Below are 23,760 nucleotides of genomic sequence, written 5' to 3' on the forward strand. Positions count from 1 at the left end.
GCAGCGTTCCTACTGGATCAAACCCTTTAATTCTTACTGTGACTATTTAGTTCAGTCCGGTCCTGAGTACGATTGTAGAGATATGTCCCCGGTATTTGAATGTAGATCAGTTAACAGAAAAACTTCTGAATTTATTACAGAACCTTTGCTTCGTCCTGCAGCTGGTACCACAGTTCAGGATTATCGGCAATAAGTTGAAATACATTTACGCTAACTATACCAAAGATGACATGAGCTAAGAACAATGCCATAAAATAGTTGGCCTGGGAGATTTTGGGCGGGTAATTATGTAAGGATAAATATGCCTTCCATACGATGATCGCCACTATTCCGCTGGCCGCACCGATAAGTACGGAATCTTGGAAGTTAATCCTGAAAGTCCCCCAGTTCCACAGCAGAAAATAGCCGAAGGAGAAAATAACGCCCACTCCAAAATGGCCTAGAATCCCTACAATTAATGAATTTTTTCCCGGTTTTCTGAAGTTTTCGTCCCCAGTGAGCATGCTGCCAAGCAAGTGGATTACCTTGGTGAATTTCCCTGTGAGGATAGTATAGAGATACATTGTACAGGTCATGACTACAGTGCCGGCTATGCCGGAAAGGATGGTGATCATAAAGTGGGTAAAGTCCATTTCAGGGTCTGGGGTTTAATGGTTCGTTGGAAATAAGGCAAAGCCGATTTGGATTTTTCCTTTAGCATGTTTTTTTAATGCACAATCCTTCTGTCAGAAGAGTATGACTTTAATCTTCATCAACGGGTTTTTGCTGCTCGTCAAATTGTTTGGCAAGTTGGTCATCGGGTGTGATGTTGGCCATTGTGGAGCTTACCTTGTTTTTGAAACCAGAGACCACCTTGTCATCATTGTTCATTAAGGCTTCGTATCCGTCTCGTGCCACATCTTTTGGATCGGATAATTTGTCTTTATCCTGTACAATCTTACTTTCGTTCATATCGGCCTTGTTAAAGAAATCAGTATCTGTAGCTCCCGGGAGTAGGGCAGTGACGGTTACATTTTTGTCCTGAACCTCATGGCGGATCGCTTCGGAGAATGACAAGACAAAAGCTTTGGTGCCATGATATACAGATTGCCATGGGCCGGGCGCTTTTCCCGCGATAGATGAGATGTTGAGTATTTTCCCTGATTTTTTGGCAATCATTTTCTTTACAAAATGCTTGGTAAGAATTACCAGCGAGGAGATGTTTAGATTTATAATATCCAGTTCACGTCTGATGTCGGTGTCTTCAAATTTTCCATAAAGTCCCTGGGCTGCATCGTTGATCAAGATCTCTATATCCATCCCCATGGCTTCTGTTTGTTCGCAGATCGCAAAGGCTGCGTCTGTGTCAAATAGGTCAGCCTGAATGGTCTTTACATCTACTCCATAGTCTTTAAATTCTATTGCTTTGGCTTGTAATTCGTTCAGGTCACGGGATACAATAATGAGGTTGTATCCATTTTTGGCAAAAAGTAGAGCTAATTCATAGCCTATTCCACTTGTTGCTCCTGTTATGAGTGCATATGTTGTTTTAGTTTTCATGATTTTATAGTTTTTCGGTTATGGTTTTAAGACTACTTTGACGCAATCATCTTCTTTTTTGTCAAAAAGCCCGTAGCCTTTTGCGGCTTCGGATAATGGCAAAGTGTGGGAGATGATGTCTTCTAAGACTACTTTATTATTCTGCACCAGGTCAAACAATTTGTCTATAGATAACATCTCGGTCATTTTCTAACTTTGGGTCTTCTACAGTATCTACCTGTATGTTTCCGGGACTGTGAAAAACTGCTGCTTTCATTTCTATGCTGTTTAATGATTATACGGTAACTCGCACGGTGATAACCCCATTGCATGAAGCCTATATCCTTCGATTTAACTTGTGGATGGTGTGGATGTATAAACAAAGCGGTTGCCACCAAGCCAGGTATTGGATTTGATTGAAAGCGATTATTAGCGTCTGGGAAGAACTTCCTCTGCGAATACCCAGAAGATACTATCTTACGAAGTGCTTATTTTGAGGTGTTTTCTACTTTATTTAGAGCTAAAGTGCGTTTTTCTTATTAATTGACTAGTTGTATTTTGCCGCATACTCCTAAGTTCTCCTTCATGAGATCGAATACATCTTACATTTTTATAAGCCCCGGATCCTAGGGCAAAAACAAAAAGATGTGGCATAAAACGCACAAGCTGTAACGGCTAGGTGTCGCCTAGGGTAATCTTGTCTGTGGTTGATCGTTCGTGATTCACCCGATAGCGTTCTGTGGGAATTTGTATGAATCAGCTTTTGGCTTCCCCAATATCCTGCTTCATTTTCCCAGGGTGAAGACACTGGTTTTTCATGAGTCCCAACGGCACGATCGGTAAATCCGGGATACTCCTACAGGTGGGGATTCCCATCGCTCTGGTAAAAACCTTGAAGGCTTGATGGCTAACACAAGTTAACCACATAATCAAGCATCACGATCGCTGCCCAGATATTAAGACTGGTCCTTGATACGGGATAGATTGCTTCTATTGAAAATTATATGACCATCAGAAAATTGTCCTTGCTCAATCCAGTACTGTGGTATTGATGGTTTCTAGTGATTGCCTTGTAAATAATGGATTTGAGGATTTCAAAATCGGAGGGTTTCTTTATGTATATGTTTGCGCCATGGATCAGGCAATCATCTATGTCTTTTTGTGCATTCGAAGTAGAATATATAGCCACTGACAGGTTCTTCAAAATCTCCGTCCTCCGTATTTCCACAAGGCATTCGATGCCCCCTTTGATTGGCATATTCAGATCCAAGAAGATGAGCTCTGGCAGTAGGGTGTCAGGTCTCTTTAAGTAGGTAAGTAATTCTACTCCATTTACTACCCAATCCAGGGAAATAGCTAAATCTAATTGTTCGATCGCTTCAATAAAAAACAACCGGTCATCATCGTCATCATCTGCCAAAAGTATATTGATCTGCTTCATGATTTTCTATAGTTAGAAGATTAATCATCATAGCTTGTCAACAATGAGTTTTTTTGTTTTACTATTCTCAGGAAAGTGGTGGATGTGAGTCCGGTTATTTTCTTGAATTGACTCGATAAATGCCCTACACTACTATAATTTAATTTATATGCTATTTCGGTAAGCGTATATTCATCGCTTAATATCATAGCCTTTGCCCTTTCTATCTTTTGAAGAATAATATAATTTTCTAATGTATTTAAGGTATGAGCGGAAAATGTGTTCGCAATATAACCGTAACTTAAATTTAATTTTTCAGCAATTAGATTTGATGTGTTTACAGTCTGGTATGTGTCTCCATAGACTATTTCTATCACAGAGTCTTTTACTTTCTGGATAAACTGGTCACGTGGCGTTTCTTTTAAATGTATGCCGTATTCTCCAAGGCTGTTTTTTAGCTTTTGATATAGTGTACTTGGAATCTCCTCAAGTAGCTCTATATGCGAGGAATTATGATATTTATACTTAATGTCTAAATCTTTTAATTCTCTCTCAACTACTTGCTTTATTACCGTATGAATTTGAAAACCCAACACTAATTTCATATCTCAACGACTATTAAAAACCCTAAACCAACCGAAATTCCCTATAGAACTTTGATTGACCCACCAAATGTGCCAAACTTTAATTGGATTAATTGGGTAAGATATGGCATTTATGTCATTCGGTCAGGGATGGTCGATCCACTTCATCAGAGCAATCCAACTGGAATCGGGTTTTTATACCTTGAAAAAAGTATTTGAAGTTGATTTTAATTTTGTTTGTGAATTATCCAAGGCAAATAAGGCTGAAAGTAATGGATGAGTTCTTTTGTTCTATTGAATGGATTTTGTTAGTGTCATAGAGCGTGTCATCTTTGAAAAGATCTATTAATACTTATTATTTTTTAATTATCTGTACAATTGCATTAAGTGGTTTTTTGTTTTTTGCGTAGTTTTTCCACATATAGGGAATCTATCTCTACAGCTTATAGCTCGTCTTCTCTTATTTTCTTACTATGGATGTTTGATATGTCTTAGCTTCTTCTTTCTTCAACTAGCTGGAATTAGCGGATATTGCCATTTATAGATGAGTGTCTTTTTGCTGTAACATATGTGGGAATTAAAGTCACGATTTGGCCGCAAAGAAAGTTTTTAACCCTTCTCTTTTGCCGTTGATAAGCTGTTTTAGGATTTGGCAAGTTAATGGCAGAATTAAGTAATAATAATATTAAACTTCAATCAAACCACTTACAGATTATGACTACTAAAACACCGACAGCTTCAGCTGCTTCATCTAAGCAAATGAAGAATTCAAAGTTTCACAAATTGTTTTTGCAGGAACTAAAGGATATCTATTGGGCTGAAAAGCAACTTGTCAAGGCTCTTCCTAAAATGAAGGATGCATCCACCTCTCTTAAATTGTCAAAAGCCATTGGGTCTCACCTAGAGGAGACAGAAGAACACGTTAATAGATTGGAAAAAGTATTCCGACTTCTAGATGAAAGAGCCCAGGCAAAAAAATGCGAGGCAATGGAAGGCTTACTTGCCGAGGCGACCACTATAGTAGAAGACACTAAATCAGATACAATGGTTAGAGACGCAGGAATCATCATTGCTTGTCAAAAAGTGGAGCATTATGAAATTGCTTCCTATGGTTCTTTGGTAGAGCTTGCCAAGAAAATGGAACACACCGAATGTGCTCGGGTACTAGCTCAGACGTTGGAGGAAGAAAAGAAGACTGATAAAAAATTGACTAAATTGGCTGAATCAGAAATCAACGAAAAGGCTTTACAAGAATAGATCTGAAAAATCGTGATTGATAGAAGGTGGTTTTGATTTCACCTTTTTTGATAAGAAAAGTAACAGACTGTGAAAAGACTGACACAGTTTGCTTATATAATTATCCTAATGTATGCAATTTTCAAAATTCGTATAATCGCCTTGTGCGATCCATAATTCTAGATAATTCACTTTTCTTTAAACTATCAATCACTAGGAACAGTGTTTGGAACCATTTCAGATGTTGTAATTTTATTAACCACTATATATTAACCACTAAATAAACTATACGATGAACACAGACCAAAGAGAAGGAAAAGTTGCTAAAACTATTGAGTCGCAAACAGCTAAAGTACCATCAGATGTATTCTTATGGTCATCACTTTCAGCAATGGGAGCCTCCTTATGTTTAAAGGTTTGCAAACAAGATCACTTAGCCTTGTTTGTAGGGCAATGGGCCGCTCCATTTTTGCTTTTGGGGATCTATAATAAAATTGTGAAAACAGAAGGTTCTGATAAGGAAAGCTAAAAGCAGGCCTTTATCCACTTAATAAGTACGGGGATATCCTCTCAGGGTGTTCCTGTACATTTAACTCATTGTCTTATGGAAAATATTATTCAAGTGTCCGAGATGGGTTTCCGATCCCTGACTCCTGGCTTTCTAGGCCAGAGAAATTATGGCCTTTCTATCCTAGCGGGTAAAATAGGTATGTACATAGATAGAGCTTGGGATTCAGATATAGTTCTAAAGGATCAAGTGTATCCCCCGGGGGAAGTTGTCCCAAGACCGAACGAACCCGAAATCCTTCCTGATCCTGATATACCTGAAGAGGAGGAATATCTTCCCGATGAGGAAGAAATACCAGTACCAGAAGAAGAGCCTCGAAGAGAAATCGATGAGCCTTACCAGCCTGATCGTGAGCGGGATTTTCCTCCTAACACCGAGCCGGCCTGGCCTCAAGAAGAACCAAAAAAATAGTGCAGAACTTCTGCGCTACTTTTTTTCTGACTGCCGCAAAGTACTCGTACTTTCTTCTCAACAAGGAATGTTGAGAAGCTTAAGTTTTACATAGAGTGTTTTCCGATGGATGTTCAACACCTCGGCAGCTCTGGTTTTATTGTATCTTACTTTCTCCAGAACCTCCATTATTCTCCTAGATTCAGCTTTCAGTGCAGTGGATTTCAAATCTCCCTTATTCCTCACCGGTGAAGATTCTTCATCAGCCCTGGATTCATCCGTGTCATAGAGCGAATCCCTATAGTTACTGATTCTTGACGGGAGAGAATCCAGGCTTATTAGATTTTCTGAATCAGCAAATAAAGTGGCTCTTCTTATGACGTTTCTAAGCTCACGTATATTTCCAGGCCAGTCATATTCTTCCAATAGCGCAGTGGCTTCTTTGCAGAACCTAGCTTTGGGTCTTTGCAGTTCTCTGCTGGTCTCCTCTAAAAAGAAGTCTAAGAACAAGGGGATATCTTCAGGGCGCTCTCTCAGGGAAGGGACATCAAGGGTATATTCGCATAGCCTGAAATAGAGATCCTCTCGGAAATTCGCCGTTTCCGACTTTTCAGATAGGTTCTCATTAGTAGCTGCTATGATCCTTACATCCACGGGAATCTCTTTTGTCCCACCTATTTTCCTGATCACTTTTTCCTGAAGCGCTCGAAGAAGGGCAGTTTGGATATCCATCGGAAGATTGGCAATCTCGTCCAGGAAGATCGTTCCTCCGTCAGCTTGCTCGAAAAAGCCGACTTTTTGAAATGCGGCCCCCGTAAAAGACCCTTTTTCATGTCCAAAAAGTTCACTTCCCGCTAATTCCCGAGAGAGACAACCGCAGTCCACCGCTACAAAAGGGCCGTCTTTTCGCATACTTTTCTGGTGGATCAGATGGGCAAGTGACTCCTTGCCCGTGCCTGTTTCTCCTTGGATGATCACGGAAAAATTTGTGGGGCCTACGCGCTCTACCTGTTCTATGATAGCGCGTGCTTTTTTGCTATTTCCTGTTACCCGGTCAGAAGAAGCCGGAGTTGGTTTAGTCTTTTGGGGTGGGCTAGGTTTAGTAGGGATTTTATAGTTTGTACCATTTCCAGCCTTTTGCAACGCATCAAGAAGCTCATCCGGGTTTAACGGTTTTGAGATGAAATTCCTCGCCCCTTTTTGGATCAGGGTCACCACATTTTTCAGGTTCACTTCTTTTCCCATCAAAATCATGTTGGCCGTGGGATCCATCTTATGGACTTCGTCAAAAAAGTCGTTGCCTTGGGTGTCAGGAAGACTGTACTCTGCTAATATTAGGTCGTATTTATTTTGCCGTAGCATCTGCAAAGCGTGGTTGCCTTTGGTGGTGGTGGCTACTGTGAAGTTTTTTTTGGTTAAAAATTTTGACAATAGTTCGCAATTGGCAATCTGATTGTCCACGACAAGAATATGTTTCATAAGATGTTGTATAGTTAGTGGTTTGTTTTCCTAAAGCTATCCATTTGTTGGTTCCATTCTGTTACAGGAATTACACGGATCGTTACATAATTTCAAGGTGAAGATGCTATCTGCTTTGGCTGCAGCGGCGACAGTTTCACAAATGGTTGTTTTAAAGCACTTAAACCCACTTTAACATCGCCATTGTGGAAATGATAGATTGAAGAGAATAAACAATCCGGGGGAACGGTTGTTATAGATTGGATTAATCGCTTATATCCTATTCATCTGAATCATTGCATTATTCTTGTTGCCCTTTTGAAAGGAAGGTAAACAAAGGGGTCTGCGCGGGATAATTTCAAACGCCTCTACCATCTATTGCTATGTTAAAGCGCTCAAAGAAATTACACTTTAACTCTCTTCTGACGACACTGATAGTGATTCTGACCGTTCTTGCTATGGGCTTTTTACGGCATTTCACAGTAGAAAGAGAGCGCGATCAAGCTGCTAAAAGCCAGCGGCTGATTCAGGACCTTTCCCATCTTTTGGTGGAATTCGAAAAGCTGGAGGGCATCCTTCATGAGCAAGAGCCAGATTCCTATACCCAGGTAGTGGATCAATATGTAAGTACAGTCACCACTATCCAATTTCATTTTTCCCATTTAGTCTCCTCAAAAAAAGCGACACTTCTTGAAGAACCATACTTTGATAGTCTTCAGGCAAAATCAATAGCTTACCTGAAAGAGTACCAAAATTTAATGACTTTAGGTCTGCGGTCAGGCGCGGAAGAGGATTTGCTTACTTTATACGCCGATTTGAGGGAATTTGGTGTTTCAGCATTTATTTCCAATTGGATCAGGCTGGAGGATGAAGCTTTATCAGAAGAACTCAAGCATCTCGTTTTATTTTACAATATTTGCTTTTGGACTTCCATACTTTTGCTGCTGTTCTTGGCAATATTCCTCATCCTTCATGCAAGGAAAGTGACGGCAGAATTTGATAATTGTGATAAGGCGATATTACAAAACCGCATAAACAACGATGTCTTTGAACATATAGAGAAAATGGCAGGTATGGGCCATGCCTACTATAGTTTTGAGGAGAAGAGGTTGGTCTTTTCAACCAACTTGTACCGGATTTTGGGACATACTGATACGGGTGCCCCCCCTTCTTTCAAAATGTACCTTGGTAGGATTTATCCCTCGGACAGGGAACAGGTCTTATCTACTTTGAAATCACTTACACTGATAAAAAACGCATTGGAAACCAGTGCAAGGATAATACTTCCTGACGGAACAGTAAAGAATGTCCGTATGCTGGGCCTGGTAAGAAATGATGAACGTGGAAGAATAGCTGTTTTTGTGACCAAGGATGTCACGGCTGAAATCTCTTCACAGGGAAAGCTCCAAGAGCTAAATGCCAGTTTATCATTGCAGAACCGACTGTTTAAACATGTGGAATCAATTGCTTCAATAGGGTACTATTCACATTTTATTGATACAGGCAGGCAGATGTTTTCGGATAATTTGTTCCGATTGCTGGGTTTTGCTCCGGATTCATTCACAGCTTCCAAAAACATACTTTTATCACATGTACTAGAGGAGGATAAGGAAGCTGCTTGTGCATGGACAGATCCTGACTTGGATTATGCCGGGAGACTGAAAGATACCATTAGAGTTCAAGACCGTTACGGTACAATAAAATATTTGGGCTTGAGCCGTGAATTTTTTGAAGATGGGGCTATGAGGGTTCTGGTGGTAACGCTGAAAGATGTCTCTGTAGAGGCGGCCATCAACCGGGATCTTGAAAACAAAAACAAGGAATTGTTTAGAAGCAATGCCGAATTGGAATCATTCAACCATATAGCCAGCCATGATCTTCAGGAACCGATACGGAAGATACTCACGTTGATTTCTATGCTTAAGAGCCTTCCGGAACTAAGTTTGACAGAAAAAAGTGAGGACTACCTAGGCAGGATAAAGCGCTCGGCCAGCAGAATGCAGCTTTTGATTTTGGATCTGTTGAAGTTTTCCCGTGTCTCACATGAAGACAAAAAATTTGAGGTAACGCCTCTGAACAATATTGTGGATACAGTTTTGGATGAACTGAGTTTGAAAATAGGGGAAATGGGAGCCGAGGTAAATGTTGCAATACTGCCAGAGGCTTCTGTGATCCCTTCCCAGATGCGGCAGCTTTTCACCAATCTAATCGAGAATGCACTTAAGTTTGGCAAGCCTGATCAAAAGACCATTATTGATATTTTTACCGAAGAACTTACTCAACAGGAAAAGGCTCTTTTCACTTCTATCAATAGTTCAAATTTATTAAAAATATCCGTAAAGGATAACGGGATGGGATTCGATCCCATTCATGCAGAGCGTATTTTTGTAATCTTCAACAGGCTACACGATAAGAAGTACTTCGAAGGCTCAGGTATAGGACTGGCTATCTGTAAGAAAGTGGTCGAAAATCACGGGGGAGTTATTTCTGCATATGCGGTTCCTGGAGATGGGGCCAAGTTTACTTTTATTATACCTACTGGAGTAGTAGCGGTGGCTTTGCACAATTGACCTACCCTAAGAAGTCTGGGTTGATAAATGGAATTTTCATTCTGACATCAGGGATTTCCCTGTTTCAACTGTCCCGCTGGGATGGGTCAGAATGCGTTTTATAGATTGGAATTTTGAAAGTAATCATCATAATTGTGTAACGTCTCCTTTATTTAAGTGGCTAACTTTGATACAGTACTATTTGGCTAATCTGGTTCAATCCTATATGGCAAAAGAGTACTGCCCTTTATTTATTAGACCAACTAACACCACCAAACCTTACTACTCTATGTCAGAAAATACGGGACGAAGAGGGCAAACCCAGAAGCGGCAACCAGGGAAGGAGTACAAAATGTATCCCTTCCCTGAATTTATCAAAGAAGGATATAAAGGTTCCGGGATCCTTAAAGACAAAGTGGCGATCATTACCGGAGGGGACAGCGGGATAGGAAGAGCTATCGCTGTTTTATTTGCCGAAGAAGGCGCTGACTTGGTTATTTCTTATTATGGTGAAGACGAGGATGCTGGGTTTACTAAGGGAGAAGTGGAAAAACGGGGTAGAAAAGCCTTACTTGTCAATGGAGATGTCTCCAATAGCAGTCATTGCAAAACCATTATAGCAAGGACAATAGAGGAGTTTGGGAAATTGGATATTTTGATTAACAATGCTGCTATGCAGTTTCCACAGGAAAGCCTCATGGATATAACTGACGAGCAGCTTCATAGGACTTTTGAAACCAATATTTATCCCTATTTCTACCTAAGCAGGGAAGCCTTGCCCCATATGGGCAAAGGCTGTACTATTATCAATACTTCTTCAGTCACTGCCTATCAGGGAAACGGCCAGCTGATAGATTATTCCTCCACTAAAGGAGCGATAGTGAGTTTTACCAGATCCTTATCCGCCAATTTGGCCCATAGAGGAATTCGGGTCAATGGGGTGGCACCAGGACCGATTTGGACTCCATTGATTCCAGCCACATTCAGTAAGGAAGATGTCGCTACTTTTGGACAAAACGTGCCGCTCAACCGCGCGGGAGAGCCTTCTGAAGTTGCGCCTAGCTTCCTTTTTCTAGCATCCGATCAGTCAAGCTACATTACCGGGCAGTTTATTCACCCCAATGGAGGAGAAATCATTAATACTTAACTGAATACATTATGTCTAACAAAAAAGAAAGCAACTTTGAAAAGAAGATAGACAAGGACAACATCAAGGTCACACCGTTTGGGACAAATAAGAAAAAAAAGAATGTCCCGGATGAAAGTCCTCAGGAAGAATATCTTACTACTAAGTCAGGTAAAGAACAAAAAGAAGATTGAATCCGGCTTTAAGAAGTATAAAGAATAGTTGATATTATGAATATAATCGGCGAAGAAAAGACCCAAGATGCGCTTAATATCATCCGTGATTACTGCCTGGATCATAGTTTTAGGATCTCTGTAGCTGAAAGTGTCACCGCTGGGATGATGCAGTTGATGTTGAGTACCTGCGAGAATGCCGGTATGTTTTTTTGTGGGGGAATTACCACATACAATTGTATTCAAAAAAGAAAGCAACTTTATATCCTGGATGATAACTGTATAGGGCTGGATGGAGTATCCAGACAGATAGCTGAAAATATGGCACGTCAGGTAAGTAGGAAATTCAGTTCTGACCTAAGTTTAAGTATCACGGGATTTGCCGCTCCCATACCTGAGAAAGGAATCACAGAATTGTTTGCGTATGGTTGTTTTTGTCTAAACAGTGAAATAGTCCTTACAGAAAAACTAACAACTTCTAAATCAAATCAGCTCGAAGCTCAGCAAGAATACGCCTCTTCTTTGGTTCAACTCTGCGCAGATAGTATTTTATCTAAGTTTGGGGTGAAATGAAATTTTACAACAAGTAAAAGTTATAGTTTCCTACGTGTACGGATGTTCCATGCCCATAAGAGTATAAGGATAAACTCCGCCACTGCATCCAATAAGTATATAGCAGGTATGGTATTGGATACGAAAAATACAATATCTACTAGTCCCAGTGCTGCTGAAGAGGCTATTGCCAGCAAGATAATCGGGTGATTTCTTTTTTTGTCAAAAGACGCGACCAATAATACAAATCCTATCACAGAAATTAGGATCCCCACCACTTTGACCAGCCATAGATCATTTTTTGGCCCGGTGATATCCAGAAAGGTAGATATGGAAACCAATGGCCAGATTCCAGTCCCTAGAAAGTAAATACTTTGAATTTTTAGTAGTACGCTGTAGTCCATTAATTTGCTGTATTTCATGGGAGTTGTTTGTGACCACAAATCAATCGTCAGTATTTAATTTTGAAAACTTCCGGTTTATCCATTTCCAGTAGATCAAGTAAATCCACAGTCCTATAAAGGTCAGTTCTATGGCTAAATCCAGGCTTTGAATAACTGCGGACTGCCCGGCCAAAGCATCATTTACTTGAGTGATAAAGATGGAACCGGCGCTTGCCAGACCTATTATACAGATAGGAGAGGGCACATTGGGATATTTTTTGCCAATAAACAGAGCGCATCCTATCCCCACGATTAAGCTGCCCACCAAAGCCGAGTTACACTGTAAAATGAGGTATTCATCCGATTGGTTAGAAGTTAAGGAATATAACATGATTACCACACCTATCCCGATGTAATAAATTCCTTGTGCCTCTGATAATCTATAATATAATTTGGATTCCTGCTTGTTCATGTTCTTCTAGCGATGCTTTAATCATGCCGAACCTTTATTGAATATGTTTTTTATGTTAAGGAGCATGTCTTTTGATGTATAGGGGGATAGTAGAGCTTACGAAACCGCTACTTGCCTTGTTTCTTCTTTTTAACAAAGTAGCCTATTCCTATAGCAACGATCGCAAAAACTAAAATTACAAAAATAATAAGTTCTAGTCCCATGATAAGTGTTGTTTGTGTATGCCTATAAAGACAATGTATATACCAAAAATGTTAGGGCTAATTAGAGCATTAAGTGTGCTGTACACCACTTTTATTAATACCGGACGTGGATTGTAAAAGTAACACTATGGGGATTTTTAGTGTCCATATAACTATACCATGTAGAGAGCGTGTTCGAATTTTAAGAGATAAGACTGGTTCTGGATTTGGCTCGGTCTTGGTGTTTTTATAGACAGTAAATTATTTTGGAAATAGTAAATAATAGAATTATGAAAATAGTCAAAGTCATTGAGCTTATAGCTACATCAGATAATAGTATAGAGGACGCAATAAATAATGCGGTTTCTGAAGCCTCAAAAACCATCAAGAACATTGATTCTGTCAATATCAGTAATATAAAGGCTCATGTGAATGATGGGAATATATCTTACGGGATAAACTGTAAGGTATCGTTTAGAGTAGATGAAAAAACTCCAACTGATTAAAAATTAGAATCAGGGGATAAATTTTAACAAAATCCACCAACCAAGATCTGAGGAGTCCTGGGAGAAAGTTCTGGATTAGTACTTGTTGAATTATACATTGTTGATTATTTCAATTTTGTATCGGAGTGCCAATTTGTTGAACACAGCCCCAGGTCTTCTCTTTTTAATTTGCATACAATCAGCTGTAAAAGTCCAAGAAATAAACGTTTGGTTTTTAGAGTTGTGCAATTACGTCTTGCTGGTATATTTCAAGAAAAAGATAAACAAAAAATAAGGGGGAATAATGAGCGTGTGGACGGGGAAATTCATTTTAGATGTCCAGTCAGGGAGCCAAGGGCCTGTAGAAAATGAATCTGAAATAAAATTATTAAGAACAGACAAATCCATCAATGTAGCCATAGTAGGCGGAGGTGTTATTGGTTTTTTTCACGTCTTAAACATGATTGACCATTATCGGTCCGATCCTCATTATGATCTTGACATTCACTGGTTTGATAAAAGAGGGTGTTTCGCCGAAGGCAAGGAATTTTCCGTAGAACAGCCAGCGTTTAAGCTGGCCTTATGTCCGGTAGGGAAGATTGACTTGATACAATCGCATTGGGAACAAACCCAAATCAAGATTCCGGCTCATCTAGGTTTTTTCAAATGGCTCAACCATAAGTTGAAAAAACGAAACTTGGAAGCTGTACCCTCTGATTGGGTAGCCAAGAGAGTTCTAGGAAGATATCTTGAGGAGATGTTATTGGAACTCCAGGAAGCCATGCCTTCGCATGTCCACTTATATTTTCATAGAGCTGAAGTTGGTGGTGTTAATGGTGAAAATGGGTCTATTGTGGTGAAAAAGGGATTTGACACCAAACCCGTGAATATGGAGTTTAAGGAAGTAAAGATAGGGTTGGAACCTTATCCTTTGGAAAAACTTGCAGATGAAAAGCCTCTTATTGTGTTTGCCGCTAGTTCCCGTACCGCCAGCTATTATGGAAACCCAAAGAGAAACTGTGATGCATTTAAAGCGATACGATTAACTGATCAGGTGTTGATTTCTGCCGTTAATGAATATTTTTATGATTGCCTGTTTTCAATTACCGAAGGAAGGGGTGGGAAATTTGGAATTAAGGGAGGAAAACTGGTTTACATTAAAAGCGGGAATGAACCCATGTCCATTTTTCCGATCTTCCCTATTGGCCTTCCGGTACTGACTGATTCCTACGTGAAGCCACCTCCCATGGAATTTAAGTCGCTTACTGCTGGCTGGGAGTCTGTGTTGCTGGAGAAAGCCAGTAAATTCAAGATAAACTTTCAGCAGGATATCTATCATTATCTTATTCAAGAAATTTTGCTGCTGGATGGTATGGGATATCTTACAAAGTCAGGGGATATTCTTGATTTTTATTTGTATAATCTTCTTGAGCCAGATACTACAAATCATACGGATTTTCATGAGATGACACTCGAAAACCTAAAGAATTCTATTGAGGGACAACCTCCAAGACATGCCTTTTTCCTTTCAGAGATATGGAGAAAAGCCAGTACGGTAATTTCCAGAATAGAAAAAAAGAAGGGTTTTTCTGATGATTTTTATGGAGAGTTTATGTTAAAATACAAAGAGAGGCTTGATTGGCTAAACCTAAAAGTCCCACCTCTATATATCTGGAAAATCCTGGCTTTGGCTGAAGCCAGAATTGTTTTTTTCCGGCTTGGCAACGATACGTTAGTGACCGGCGATTTGATACGGGGAATGTTCAGGGCATCTTGCTATCAGACCAAGTACGAAAAACACTCGAATATTTACATTAATACATCAGGAGTTTATAATCCTTATGTCTTGAGTGATGCAGCTATTTTTAGCATATCACAAGAAAGCTTTGGGAAGGATGAACTGAAACCGCATTGATCTATTAAGTTGCTTTTTAGGTTTTTCTCTTTTGTAAGTTGTCTTTTTCCTGAGTCAGCGTTTCCATGGCAAACTTCCGAAGTTCTTTGTTTCCTCGTATGGCTGTCTTCAGAATACTGCGACACTCTTGCAGGTATTTCGGGGCAAAGGAAATATCATTGGCTACTATTTCTTTACAGTTATCCAGAATATCCGCATACTTGATTGTTTGGGCATTGGGACTTGTTTTTTGTAACCTTTCCAGTTCTTTTTGTTTCCTGGTGTCACGGTTCCAGTGCGGATAAGCTTCCTTGGTATATACATCCGTCAATTCTATGACCAGTTTCACCGTATAGCTGGCTTCCTCAGGATGCATCACAGTTTTAAGAAAACCTTGCATTTCTAGTGGGTTTACCTCGGTGTCCTCCAGTACGTCATGAAGAAGAGCCGCAGCTGCTATAGGCAAATGGTCAGTGTATTCCAGGCAGATTTTCATTACTCTTTCCGGATGTACTATGTAGGGTTCTTTGGTGTATTTACGTAACTGATCTCCGTGAGCTTCATCAGCGAACCTCCGTACTTGCTCCAGTATTGTGTTTGCTTGCATAGCTGAAAGCATCCTAGGATCTGTTTGGCTGTATTAAAATTTATTCTCCAAAATGTGGTGAGGTGCGGATGGGGCCTGATCAGGATCTATGTTGACCTCTATGACAGCGGGACTACTTGTGGACAAGGCTTGCTGTAAAATGCCATGAAGTTGGTTTTTTTGGCTACACGTATATCCTTCTGCTCCACATGCTTCGGCTATTTTCACAAAGTCTATAGGCGTGAGGTCTCCCCCATAAACTTCCGTTCCGGCGGCTTTTTGCTCATATACATCTTGGGAAAGCTGGTTGTTTTTGAATATGATCACTTTCACGGGCAATTTGTATCTCACTGCCGTGGCCATTTCGGCCATAAGCATGGAAAAGCCCCCATCTCCCACCATAGCCACACATTGCCTGTCTGGGAAGGCCAATTGTGCCGCAAGGGCATAGGGAAGGCCTGGAGCCATGGAGGCGAGATTACCTGAGACTGCAAGTTGTTGGTCTTTTTTCATTTCCCAATGACGGGCGGTGAAGACAGTATGTGCCCCTGTGTCTATGGACACTGTCGCGTCATCCTGCAGCTGCCTTCCCACTTCCGCCACCAAATACTGAGGCCTGATCAACTCACTCTCTCCCTCTTCTACTTTTTCCAATGTTTTTCGCCATTCCTCCATGTTTTTTTGATACTTGTTCAGGAAGCTTTGATCTTCTTTTCTATCCAATTTTGGAAGGAGAGCCTTGACAGTAGCGGCAACATCACCTGTAAGACCAACTGCAGCTGGATATCTCAATCCTATTCGTTTGGGATTATGATCTACCTGTATGGCTTTGGCAGTTTTTGGATAGTATTCGAGGTAAGGCATATTACTCCCCAGAATCACTAAAACATCACATTCCTGCATCCACTCTTTGGACGGGAGGGTTCCCAGATGTCCTATCCCTCCAGTGCTGTACGGTGAATCGTCAGGGATCACACCTTTTCCCAGCAAGGCTGTGGTAACTGGAGCACCGAGCAGTTTGGCAAGGCTCAATACCTCTTCACGAGCTGTGCGTGCCCCACAGCCAGCCAGAATACCTATCTTTTTTCCTGAGTTGATTATCTCTGCCGCGGAATTCAGAGCTTCCTCACCAGGAACTTCTACCCGTGGCTGGTAACTTTGGGAGCCTTTGAGTTTTTCGTTTCCCTCTTTGGTTTGCTCATCTTCCTTTTTCTTAATTTCCTGAGTGTCTTTGGCAAAATTCAGATGGGACACCCCTGCTTCATTTAATGCGGCTCTGATGGCAAGATCTACAATGCTTTCCGCTTGTTTAGGCCCGGTGATTACCTGACTATACGTAGTGACTTCCTGCATCAGTGAACTTACATTTACTTCCTGGGTGTAGTCGGTGCCTTCCAGATCCTGCACCGGAGCACCGGTGATTGCCAAGACAGGTACATGATCTTTATATGCATCATATAACCCGTTCATCAGATGGATTACCCCCGGCCCAGAGGTAGCTAAACACACCCCTAATTTGCCTGTATATTTCGCATAGCCACTGGCCATAAATGCCGCGGATTCTTCATGGCGGACAGTTATAAATCGGAGATGCTGTTGGCGTTTTCTTAGGGCTTCCACTATAGGGTTTATACGGTCACCGATTATTCCAAAAATAAACTTTACATCCCAGTCTATAAGCTTCTGGACTAAAACATCCGCTGTGTTCATTTTTGAATGGATTTTCTCATCTGTTTCTTTCATTCTTAGGTTGGTTTGTTGGAGCAAGTTTGGGGTTGGTTTAAGTGAATAGACAGTAGAGAATTCAACATCCGTTCCTTTGGGGCCGGGCCGGAGGGGATTTTATTGGAAGTAGGCTAAATATGCCGTGGCATGTATTGTGATCAGTTTTGCTAAAATATAGTTTGAAGAGTTGAGCAGGAGAACTGTCTATACGGGAAGCTACTGTGTAAAATATGTAACGGTTCGTGAATTTTTTTAATCAAAAGAAACCCTGGTCAGGTATGTTATAGCGTGTATTATTCGAGCTTTTTTCCTTTTTCCTCGTCAGATTTTTGGGGGACGTCAGTGAGCACTGCTATCGCACAGATCAGGACACCCATTACCAAATGCGGGATTGCTGAGGTTTTGGTAAAGCCGGCGATCCAGGGGCTGCTAGCAAGGAAAGCACCCAAGATCACATCGCTGATCACATGTACCCTTAAGGGAATTATCCCAAAATGCTCTTCTTTAAACCGTGTGAAAATACTGTATGTCAATGTGATAAGTCCAATGATTACAGGGATCCACATTTCCGGGCCATTCATCGTAAATCCAAATATCCAAGGTATCCCGATTAAAATCGCAGCGATACTATAATCCAAATAGGCGTGAATTTTCGGGCTGATCAAGTTCATAAGTAGCGGTTGTTTTTTGATAGTTAGCTCGTGATCTTTTTCAAAATTTGATCCTTTCTTGATTATACTCTTATCGGGAGGTACGGCATCAATACATACTGGCTTAGGGTTTGGATATGGTAAATCACCTTCTGACATAAGTAGAAAGATGAAAGGCCATTATTTTAGTTAACAAATATATTATGGAGGATAAAATTGATTTCAGTGGATTACGCGCCCTTATCGTCAACTGTACCCTAAAAAAATCCCCGCTTCCTAGTCATACTTCCAAGCTGATAGATTTGTCCTCGGGTATCATGAAGAGGGAGAATGTTACAGTTGATTATATAAGATTTATAGACCATGAAGTTCCCCCAGGAGAATCTCCGGATATGACTGAATACGGATGGGAAACGGACGAATGGCCAGTGCTGTTTGAGCGGGTACTTCAGGCAGATATATTGATCATAGCAGCACCAATATGGCTAGGGCAGCAATCTTCCGTAGCCAAAAAATTGATTGAAAGACTGGACGGAATGAGCAGCAAGACAAATTCTAAAGGTCAATATATCTATTATGGAAAAGTAGGGGGCTGCCTCATCACGGGGAATGAAGATGGGATCAAGCATAGTGCTATGGGTATCCTATATTCCTTACAGCATTTAGGATTTACCATTCCGCCACAGGCGGACTGCGGGTGGATCGGCGAGGTGGGGCCAGGGCCAAGTTATGGGGATACCGAATGGCAGGGTGAGGCGATTGATCCTCCAAAAGGCTTTGATTCTGATTTCACAAACAGAAGTGTGACTTTTATGACCTATAACTTAATGCATTTAGCTTCTGCCCTTAAAAAACAGGGAGGTTATCCGGCTTATGGCAACTCGTCTGATGCATGGGAAAAGGGTGAAAGATGGGCATTCAGGAAGCCAGGGGGTGGGGAATAGTCATTGGTGTTCGATATAGATAAAAGCCTCCTTGCTCTTGGCATTCTTTAGCCTAATTACAGACGATCATAATTAATCTTCCTCAAAGTATATGCAAAATATCCTTATCACCGGAGGCGCTGGATTTATGGGGATCCATCTCTGCAATGAATTGATTTCGCACGGCTATAAAGTGACGGTGCTGGATAATCTGTCTCCCCATGTTCATGGACTGGATGCCGAGAGACCACATAGGATTCACAAAGATGTTGAATTGATAGTAGGGGACATCAGGGATGTGTTTACAGTAGAACCTCTTGTGAAGAAGGCAGATATGGTTGTCCATCTAGCAGCGATAGGCAGCGATGGCAAGTCAATGGATCAAATCCAGGAATTACACGATGTAAATAATATCGGAACCTCAGTGCTGCTTGAGTCTCTTATCAGGAATCCAGTTCAGAAACTGATCCTTGCGTCGAGCATGAGTCTCTATGGAGAAGGCTATTATACGGATTCCGGCGGCGTTATCTATCAGAATCTAAATCGCTCTCCTACAGACTTACTGGATAAAAAATGGGATTTTAAAAACGCTCAAGGCGAACTATTAGTGCCGATTGCGTGCAAGGAAGACCATTCCAAAGTGTTTTATATCTTGCGTATAAAACTGGTAAGATGGGCAAGGTATCGCTACAAACGGTATCGAAACAATCTGACAAATGCTCATAAATGGCTGGACAGGGTTCGGGATCAATATCCAAGTCTGTTTTACCACTGGTATGTTGGATATTTGAATTAAAAGGAATGAATTTGAATAAGAAGAGACGTATGATGGGAGACTATCGCGTACGGTTCTGTGAGAGGCTCGGGGTGAAATCCCCTTGACTACTCGACGCGCAAAACTTTACCTGCAAGGCTAACCAACCGCACAATCCTTCATACGACCCGATAAACAAACAACAAATTTATTCGGCTGACAAATTTCTTGACTGTTTCATAATTACATTCCGCAAACGCTTTTCATTTTTATCTCCCCAATTTCCCAACGCAGAAATTACAGGAATAAGTGTTTTGCCAAAATCTGTTAAACTGTATTCAACTTTTGGCGGAACAACAGGATAAATGATTTTTGAAATTAACTCATGCTCTTCGAGCTCTTTTAATTGAATATTTAGAACTCTGCGTGAAGCCTCTGGTATTTTTCGCTGCAATTCACTTGGCCGTTTATGACCTTCATTAATGAACCATAACAGACGGATTTTCCATTTGCCATAAAGCACTTCGCCAATTAAATCCAAACCACAATTCAGGTTCAATGGAATTTTTCTATCTTTCATAAGGTAAATTTAGTTCAATGTTCCAGATTGTACAATAGGGGAAAAATTTAACCCTATGCAATTCGATATTCCGTACTTGTGCCAACCATTTGTACGCACCAATTTTGCCCTAAATATTTTATACAAATGGAACAATTAAATTTCAACAATGAGCTATCAGGCAAAATAACCTTGGTAACAGGTGGCACAAAAGGCACAGGAAGAGCAATAGCAGAAAGGCTTTTACAAGCGGGGGCAACAGTTATTGTTACTGCACGAAACGCTCCTGAAAAAGAAAACAGTAATATGCATTTCATTCCTTCCGATTTAAGCAAGGCAGAAGATGGCCAAAAATTAGTCAGCGAAGTGCTTTCAACTTATGGCAGGCTGGACATTTTGATAAACAATCTAGGTTCTTCAGTGACTCCAGCGGGCGGTTTTGCCGCACTGACCGATGAAGATTGGGAATCAACCCTACAAGCTAATTTGCTTGCTCCTGTAAGACTGGACAGGGGATTTTTACCACAAATGATTGAACGAAAGAGTGGTGTTATCATTCACATTGCCTCTATCCAGGGTAAACTACCCTTATACGATTCTACATTACCCTATGCGGCTTCAAAGGCAGCTTTGATCAATTACAGTAAAAGCCTATCAAATGAAGTGACGCCAAAAGGGGTTCGTGTGCTCACTGTTTCGCCAGGATGGATCAACACGACAGCATCGAAAGCCTGGCTTGGCGAAATTGCAAGAAATGCGAATAGTACTGTAGAAGAAGCGCGGCAAGGTGTAATGGATGCTTTGGGTGGAATACCTTTTGGAAGGCCTGCCGAACCACAGGAGGTGGCGGAGTTCATTGGCTTTTTGGTATCACCAAGAGCCGCTTATTTAACCGGGACCAATTTTGTAATGGATGGTGGCACAGTACCAACAATTTAATCATCTTAAAAACTTAGAAAAATGAATTTACCAACAGTAGTAACAGATTTTATAAATGCCCAAAACAATTTTGACAGCGCAGCATCTGCAAATTGCTTTTCTGAAAACGGGATAATGCTGGAAGAAGGCAAGCCGTACACCGGAAGAGCAGAAATTCAAGGTATCTTAGAAGAAACAAACAAAAAATACCAATCCGTGATGAAACCGCTTAAATATACCGAAGAAGGTACTTCAAGTGTCTTATCTGCGGAGGTATCTGGCACCTTTCCCGGAAGCCCGGCAGTTTTGCAGTTTCATTTCACGTTGAAGAATAATCTCATCGATTACCTGAAAGTTACCGGATAACACTAAAAGAGGGTGCATGTTTTTCATTCACCCTCTTTAAAACATAAAACGATTTTATGAGTTATTGCACAGCTATAATAAATATGCAATCCGAAGAAAAAAAAGGCTTTGCACAAAAACTATCACGATAACAGCTATGGCTTCCCCATCCACGATGTCGATGAATTATTTGGCAGGTTGATTTTAGAAATCAATCAGGCCGGACTGAGTTGGGAAACGATTTTGAAAAAAGAGCAATCGTTTAGAACTGCTTACAGCAATTTTAATATCAGGCAAGTTGCTGCCTATACAGAAGCAGACAGAGAGCGCCTGTTGGCAAATACAGGAATTATACGCAACAAACTGAAAGTAAATGCCGCCATAGAAAACGCGAAAACAATGCTTGTTTTACAAAAAGAGTTCGGTTCATTTGAAAAATGGCTAACCGACCGCACAATCAGATAGAAATTCAGTCAAAAAACTACCAGACATTTTTTTTTACAAAAAAAATATACCGTTCGGTATTTTTATTTATCTTTGCCCTCGAGATGAACGAAACATTATCAAAGTCAGAACGAACACGACAGTTCATAATTGAAAAGACCGCACCGATTTTCAATATGAAAGGTTATGTCGGCACGTCAATGGCAGACTTGACAGAAGCAACAGGACTGACGAAAGGCAGTATCTACGGAAATTTCAAAGATAAGGAAGAAGTTGCGTTAGCCGCTTTTTATCACAACGCTAAAATTCGTGAAAGCGCAATTTCATCACGAATAAATGCGGCAAAAACTTACACCGAAAAATTGCTGGTTTTTGCGGTTATTTTCAACAGCAAGAACAACCACATTTTCCCGAAAGGCGGTTGTCCGTTGCTAAACACAGGAACAGAAGCAGACGACACACACGAGGATTTTCGCAAAGCGGTTTCTGCCGAATTGTTGCAATGGAAAAAAGACATCGCAACAATTATCAAAAAAGGAATTTCGGCAGGTGAATTTCGTAGAGACGTAGTAATTGAACAAACCGCATTGTCCATTATTGCGTTGGTCGAAGGCGGAATTTTTGTTGCGCAAAGCATCAAAAATCCTGCGTTTTTAGACATCGTTTTGGAAACAATAAAAGATATAGTTTACAACATTGCAGTTGACAAGAAAAAAGAAAAATAAAAAAATTTAACTATAAATATACCGATTGGTATATTTATAGAAAGAGACTCAATTTTGAGTTTAACGCACTCTACTCAAAATTGAATATAAAAAGCGAGTGCTTTTAATAACATCATAATTTAAGTAAAATGCAGACAACAGGAAAAATAATCCTCATTACAGGAGGAAGTTCGGGAATTGGCTTTGAGATAGCCAAATTATTAAGTGCCGATAACAAAGTGATCATCATCGGCAGAAATAAACAAAGATTGGACGAGGCACACGCAAAATTGCCAAACACAATTGCCATTCAAGCAGACGTTACAAACGAAAATGACGTAAATCGTTTGGTTAACGAAATTAATATTAAATACAATGATTTGAGTGTGCTTATCAATAATGCAGGCTTTGCTTATGCTTATACGCTTGGTGAAAATGTAGATGCACGCACAAAGGCAATCGCTGAATTTGAAACCAATTATTTTTCGCCAATTCGCTTGACAGAGAAATTGTTGCCCGTTTTGAAAAATCAATCTGAAAGTGCTGTCGTAAACGTTACATCAGCAGTTGCATTGACACCTTGGATTGCTATTCCAACGTATTCAGATAGCAAAGCAGCGTTCCGTTCTTACACACAAGTTTTACGCCACGAGTTGAAAAATACAAGTGTAAAAGTGTTTGAATTGTTACCGCCTTTGGTGGACACGCCATTTTCCGAAGAACTTAACGGCAAAAAATACGGAATGCCTGTAACAGATGTTGCAGCAGGATTTTTAAAAGGCTTCAAAGAAGACCAATTTGAAATTCCTGTTGGTGTAGCCGTTGATTTACGCAATGGTTTCTTTGCTGAAACAGCAAGAATAGGAGCATTTAATGCAATGAACCAATTAGCATAGTTTTGCGAACAATTGTTAAACAAGCCTGAAACGTAGTTTCGGGCTTGTTCATTTTTAGATGACATAAAACCAACCAGATTACACAACATTACATTACGAATAAAACCTAATCAAACCGCTTTATTTTTAAACCCTACTTACTATTATAAATGCAATTCGTAATGGAATTTGTTTTTTCACTTTGCTAAAATCAAACCTGTCAACCAAAATATTGTGTTGTAAAGTTCAAACTGTTGTGTTTTATACTTTTTCCAAATACAGATTCT

Annotated in this window: 28 protein-coding genes; 16 read left to right on the forward strand and 12 right to left on the reverse strand. The window is 40.4% G+C overall.

Features of this window, described 5'->3' with window-relative positions; all coding sequences use genetic code 11:
• Positions 1–134: 134 nt before the first annotated feature.
• The 5 genes from LZF95_RS08265 to LZF95_RS08285 form a co-directional block, all read right to left on the reverse strand.
• Positions 135–632 carry a DUF6789 family protein gene (locus LZF95_RS08265; RefSeq protein WP_233754513.1) on the reverse strand — a complete coding sequence of 166 codons (498 nt, stop codon included), beginning with the start codon at positions 630–632 and terminating at the stop codon, positions 135–137.
• Between the two features lie 109 nt (positions 633–741).
• On the reverse strand, positions 742–1,539 hold the full coding sequence (locus tag LZF95_RS08270; RefSeq protein WP_233754514.1) for an SDR family oxidoreductase: 798 nt from the start codon (positions 1,537–1,539) through the stop codon (positions 742–744).
• A gap of 18 nt (positions 1,540–1,557) precedes the next feature.
• A complete protein-coding gene (locus LZF95_RS08275) occupies positions 1,558–1,725 on the reverse strand; it encodes a hypothetical protein (protein ID WP_306422299.1) in 168 nt (55 codons plus the stop codon).
• Between the two features lie 793 nt (positions 1,726–2,518).
• Positions 2,519–2,959, reverse strand: coding sequence for a response regulator (locus LZF95_RS08280; RefSeq protein ID WP_233754515.1), 441 nt, complete (start codon positions 2,957–2,959; stop codon positions 2,519–2,521).
• Positions 2,960–2,979: 20 nt separating this feature from the next.
• Positions 2,980–3,543 (reverse strand): AraC family transcriptional regulator, encoded by a 564-nt coding sequence (locus tag LZF95_RS08285; RefSeq protein ID WP_233754516.1) that lies wholly within the window; start codon positions 3,541–3,543, stop codon positions 2,980–2,982.
• Positions 3,544–4,236: 693 nt separating this feature from the next.
• On the opposite strand from LZF95_RS08285, the gene LZF95_RS08290 reads away from it, so the two are divergent.
• The 3 genes from LZF95_RS08290 to LZF95_RS08300 all read left to right on the forward strand — a co-directional run bounded on the left by LZF95_RS08290 (position 4,237) and on the right by LZF95_RS08300 (position 5,737).
• On the forward strand, positions 4,237–4,779 hold the full coding sequence (locus tag LZF95_RS08290; RefSeq protein WP_233754517.1) for a ferritin-like domain-containing protein: 543 nt from the start codon (positions 4,237–4,239) through the stop codon (positions 4,777–4,779).
• 271 nt (positions 4,780–5,050) lie between these two features.
• Positions 5,051–5,287, forward strand: a complete 237-nt coding sequence (locus LZF95_RS08295) for a hypothetical protein (RefSeq protein ID WP_233754518.1) — start codon at positions 5,051–5,053, stop codon at positions 5,285–5,287.
• 75 nt (positions 5,288–5,362) lie between these two features.
• The gene (locus LZF95_RS08300) at positions 5,363–5,737 is read left to right on the forward strand and encodes a hypothetical protein (protein WP_233754519.1); all 375 of its coding nucleotides are present in this window, start codon (positions 5,363–5,365) and stop codon (positions 5,735–5,737) included.
• A gap of 57 nt (positions 5,738–5,794) precedes the next feature.
• Here LZF95_RS08300 and LZF95_RS08305 read toward each other — a convergent pair whose 3' ends face one another.
• On the reverse strand, positions 5,795–7,195 hold the full coding sequence (locus tag LZF95_RS08305; protein WP_233754520.1) for a sigma-54 dependent transcriptional regulator: 1,401 nt from the start codon (positions 7,193–7,195) through the stop codon (positions 5,795–5,797).
• 362 nt (positions 7,196–7,557) lie between these two features.
• On the opposite strand from LZF95_RS08305, the gene LZF95_RS08310 reads away from it, so the two are divergent.
• The 4 genes from LZF95_RS08310 (at position 7,558) to LZF95_RS08325 (ending at position 11,595) form a co-directional block, all read left to right on the forward strand.
• On the forward strand, positions 7,558–9,744 hold the full coding sequence (locus LZF95_RS08310; protein WP_233754521.1) for an ATP-binding protein: 2,187 nt from the start codon (positions 7,558–7,560) through the stop codon (positions 9,742–9,744).
• A gap of 268 nt (positions 9,745–10,012) precedes the next feature.
• Positions 10,013–10,870, forward strand: a complete 858-nt coding sequence (locus LZF95_RS08315) for an SDR family oxidoreductase (protein ID WP_233754522.1) — start codon at positions 10,013–10,015, stop codon at positions 10,868–10,870.
• 11 nt (positions 10,871–10,881) lie between these two features.
• Complete coding sequence (locus LZF95_RS08320) at positions 10,882–11,043, forward strand: hypothetical protein (protein ID WP_233754523.1); 162 nt, start codon at positions 10,882–10,884, stop codon at positions 11,041–11,043.
• Between the two features lie 36 nt (positions 11,044–11,079).
• Entirely contained in the window at positions 11,080–11,595 is a 516-nt protein-coding gene (locus LZF95_RS08325; protein ID WP_233754524.1) for a CinA family protein, read from the forward strand.
• Between the two features lie 20 nt (positions 11,596–11,615).
• On the opposite strand, the gene LZF95_RS08330 is transcribed toward LZF95_RS08325, so the two are convergent.
• Positions 11,616–11,996 carry a hypothetical protein gene (locus LZF95_RS08330; protein WP_233754525.1) on the reverse strand — a complete coding sequence of 127 codons (381 nt, stop codon included), beginning with the start codon at positions 11,994–11,996 and terminating at the stop codon, positions 11,616–11,618.
• A gap of 22 nt (positions 11,997–12,018) precedes the next feature.
• Positions 12,019–12,429 (reverse strand): hypothetical protein, encoded by a 411-nt coding sequence (locus tag LZF95_RS08335; protein WP_233754526.1) that lies wholly within the window; start codon positions 12,427–12,429, stop codon positions 12,019–12,021.
• A gap of 472 nt (positions 12,430–12,901) precedes the next feature.
• Here LZF95_RS08335 and LZF95_RS08340 point away from each other — a divergent pair, with 472 nt between their 5' ends.
• A complete protein-coding gene (locus LZF95_RS08340) occupies positions 12,902–13,117 on the forward strand; it encodes a dodecin family protein (protein ID WP_233754527.1) in 216 nt (71 codons plus the stop codon).
• Between the two features lie 283 nt (positions 13,118–13,400).
• Positions 13,401–15,011, forward strand: a complete 1,611-nt coding sequence (locus LZF95_RS08345) for an FAD/NAD(P)-binding protein (protein ID WP_233754528.1) — start codon at positions 13,401–13,403, stop codon at positions 15,009–15,011.
• Positions 15,012–15,027: 16 nt separating this feature from the next.
• Here LZF95_RS08345 and LZF95_RS08350 read toward each other — a convergent pair whose 3' ends face one another.
• The 3 genes from LZF95_RS08350 to LZF95_RS08360 all read right to left on the reverse strand — a co-directional run bounded on the left by LZF95_RS08350 (position 15,028) and on the right by LZF95_RS08360 (position 17,972).
• Entirely contained in the window at positions 15,028–15,597 is a 570-nt protein-coding gene (locus LZF95_RS08350) for an HD domain-containing protein (RefSeq protein WP_233754529.1), read from the reverse strand.
• A gap of 33 nt (positions 15,598–15,630) precedes the next feature.
• Positions 15,631–17,319 carry a thiamine pyrophosphate-dependent enzyme gene (locus tag LZF95_RS08355; RefSeq protein ID WP_233754530.1) on the reverse strand — a complete coding sequence of 563 codons (1,689 nt, stop codon included), beginning with the start codon at positions 17,317–17,319 and terminating at the stop codon, positions 15,631–15,633.
• A 275-nt stretch (positions 17,320–17,594) separates the two neighbouring features.
• Positions 17,595–17,972 (reverse strand): SPW repeat protein, encoded by a 378-nt coding sequence (locus tag LZF95_RS08360; protein WP_233754531.1) that lies wholly within the window; start codon positions 17,970–17,972, stop codon positions 17,595–17,597.
• A gap of 182 nt (positions 17,973–18,154) precedes the next feature.
• Here LZF95_RS08360 and LZF95_RS08365 point away from each other — a divergent pair, with 182 nt between their 5' ends.
• Positions 18,155–18,895 carry a flavodoxin family protein gene (locus LZF95_RS08365; RefSeq protein ID WP_233754532.1) on the forward strand — a complete coding sequence of 247 codons (741 nt, stop codon included), beginning with the start codon at positions 18,155–18,157 and terminating at the stop codon, positions 18,893–18,895.
• Between the two features lie 91 nt (positions 18,896–18,986).
• Positions 18,987–19,670, forward strand: a complete 684-nt coding sequence (locus LZF95_RS08370; protein ID WP_233754533.1) for an NAD(P)-dependent oxidoreductase — start codon at positions 18,987–18,989, stop codon at positions 19,668–19,670.
• Between the two features lie 166 nt (positions 19,671–19,836).
• Here the strand turns inward: LZF95_RS08370 and LZF95_RS08375 are convergent, their stop codons facing one another.
• On the reverse strand, positions 19,837–20,208 hold the full coding sequence (locus tag LZF95_RS08375; RefSeq protein WP_233754534.1) for a helix-turn-helix domain-containing protein: 372 nt from the start codon (positions 20,206–20,208) through the stop codon (positions 19,837–19,839).
• 126 nt (positions 20,209–20,334) lie between these two features.
• Between LZF95_RS08375 and LZF95_RS08380 the strand changes: the two genes are divergently transcribed.
• The 5 genes from LZF95_RS08380 (at position 20,335) to LZF95_RS08400 (ending at position 23,494) form a co-directional block, all read left to right on the forward strand.
• Entirely contained in the window at positions 20,335–21,126 is a 792-nt protein-coding gene (locus LZF95_RS08380) for an SDR family oxidoreductase (protein WP_233754535.1), read from the forward strand.
• Between the two features lie 21 nt (positions 21,127–21,147).
• Positions 21,148–21,471: a nuclear transport factor 2 family protein gene (locus LZF95_RS08385; protein ID WP_233754536.1), complete on the forward strand. Its 324-nt coding sequence runs from the start codon at positions 21,148–21,150 to the stop codon at positions 21,469–21,471.
• A 108-nt stretch (positions 21,472–21,579) separates the two neighbouring features.
• Complete coding sequence (locus LZF95_RS08390; protein WP_233754537.1) at positions 21,580–21,915, forward strand: DNA-3-methyladenine glycosylase I; 336 nt, start codon at positions 21,580–21,582, stop codon at positions 21,913–21,915.
• Positions 21,888–22,619 (forward strand): TetR/AcrR family transcriptional regulator, encoded by a 732-nt coding sequence (locus LZF95_RS08395; protein WP_233754538.1) that lies wholly within the window; start codon positions 21,888–21,890, stop codon positions 22,617–22,619. The genes LZF95_RS08390 and LZF95_RS08395 overlap by 28 nt, the downstream gene beginning before the upstream one ends.
• Before the next feature lie 128 nt (positions 22,620–22,747).
• A complete protein-coding gene (locus LZF95_RS08400; protein WP_233754539.1) occupies positions 22,748–23,494 on the forward strand; it encodes an SDR family oxidoreductase in 747 nt (248 codons plus the stop codon).
• Positions 23,495–23,760 lie beyond the last annotated feature (266 nt).

Source organism: Algoriphagus sp. AGSA1 (assembly GCF_021390545.1).
GTDB lineage: Bacteria > Bacteroidota > Bacteroidia > Cytophagales > Cyclobacteriaceae > Algoriphagus.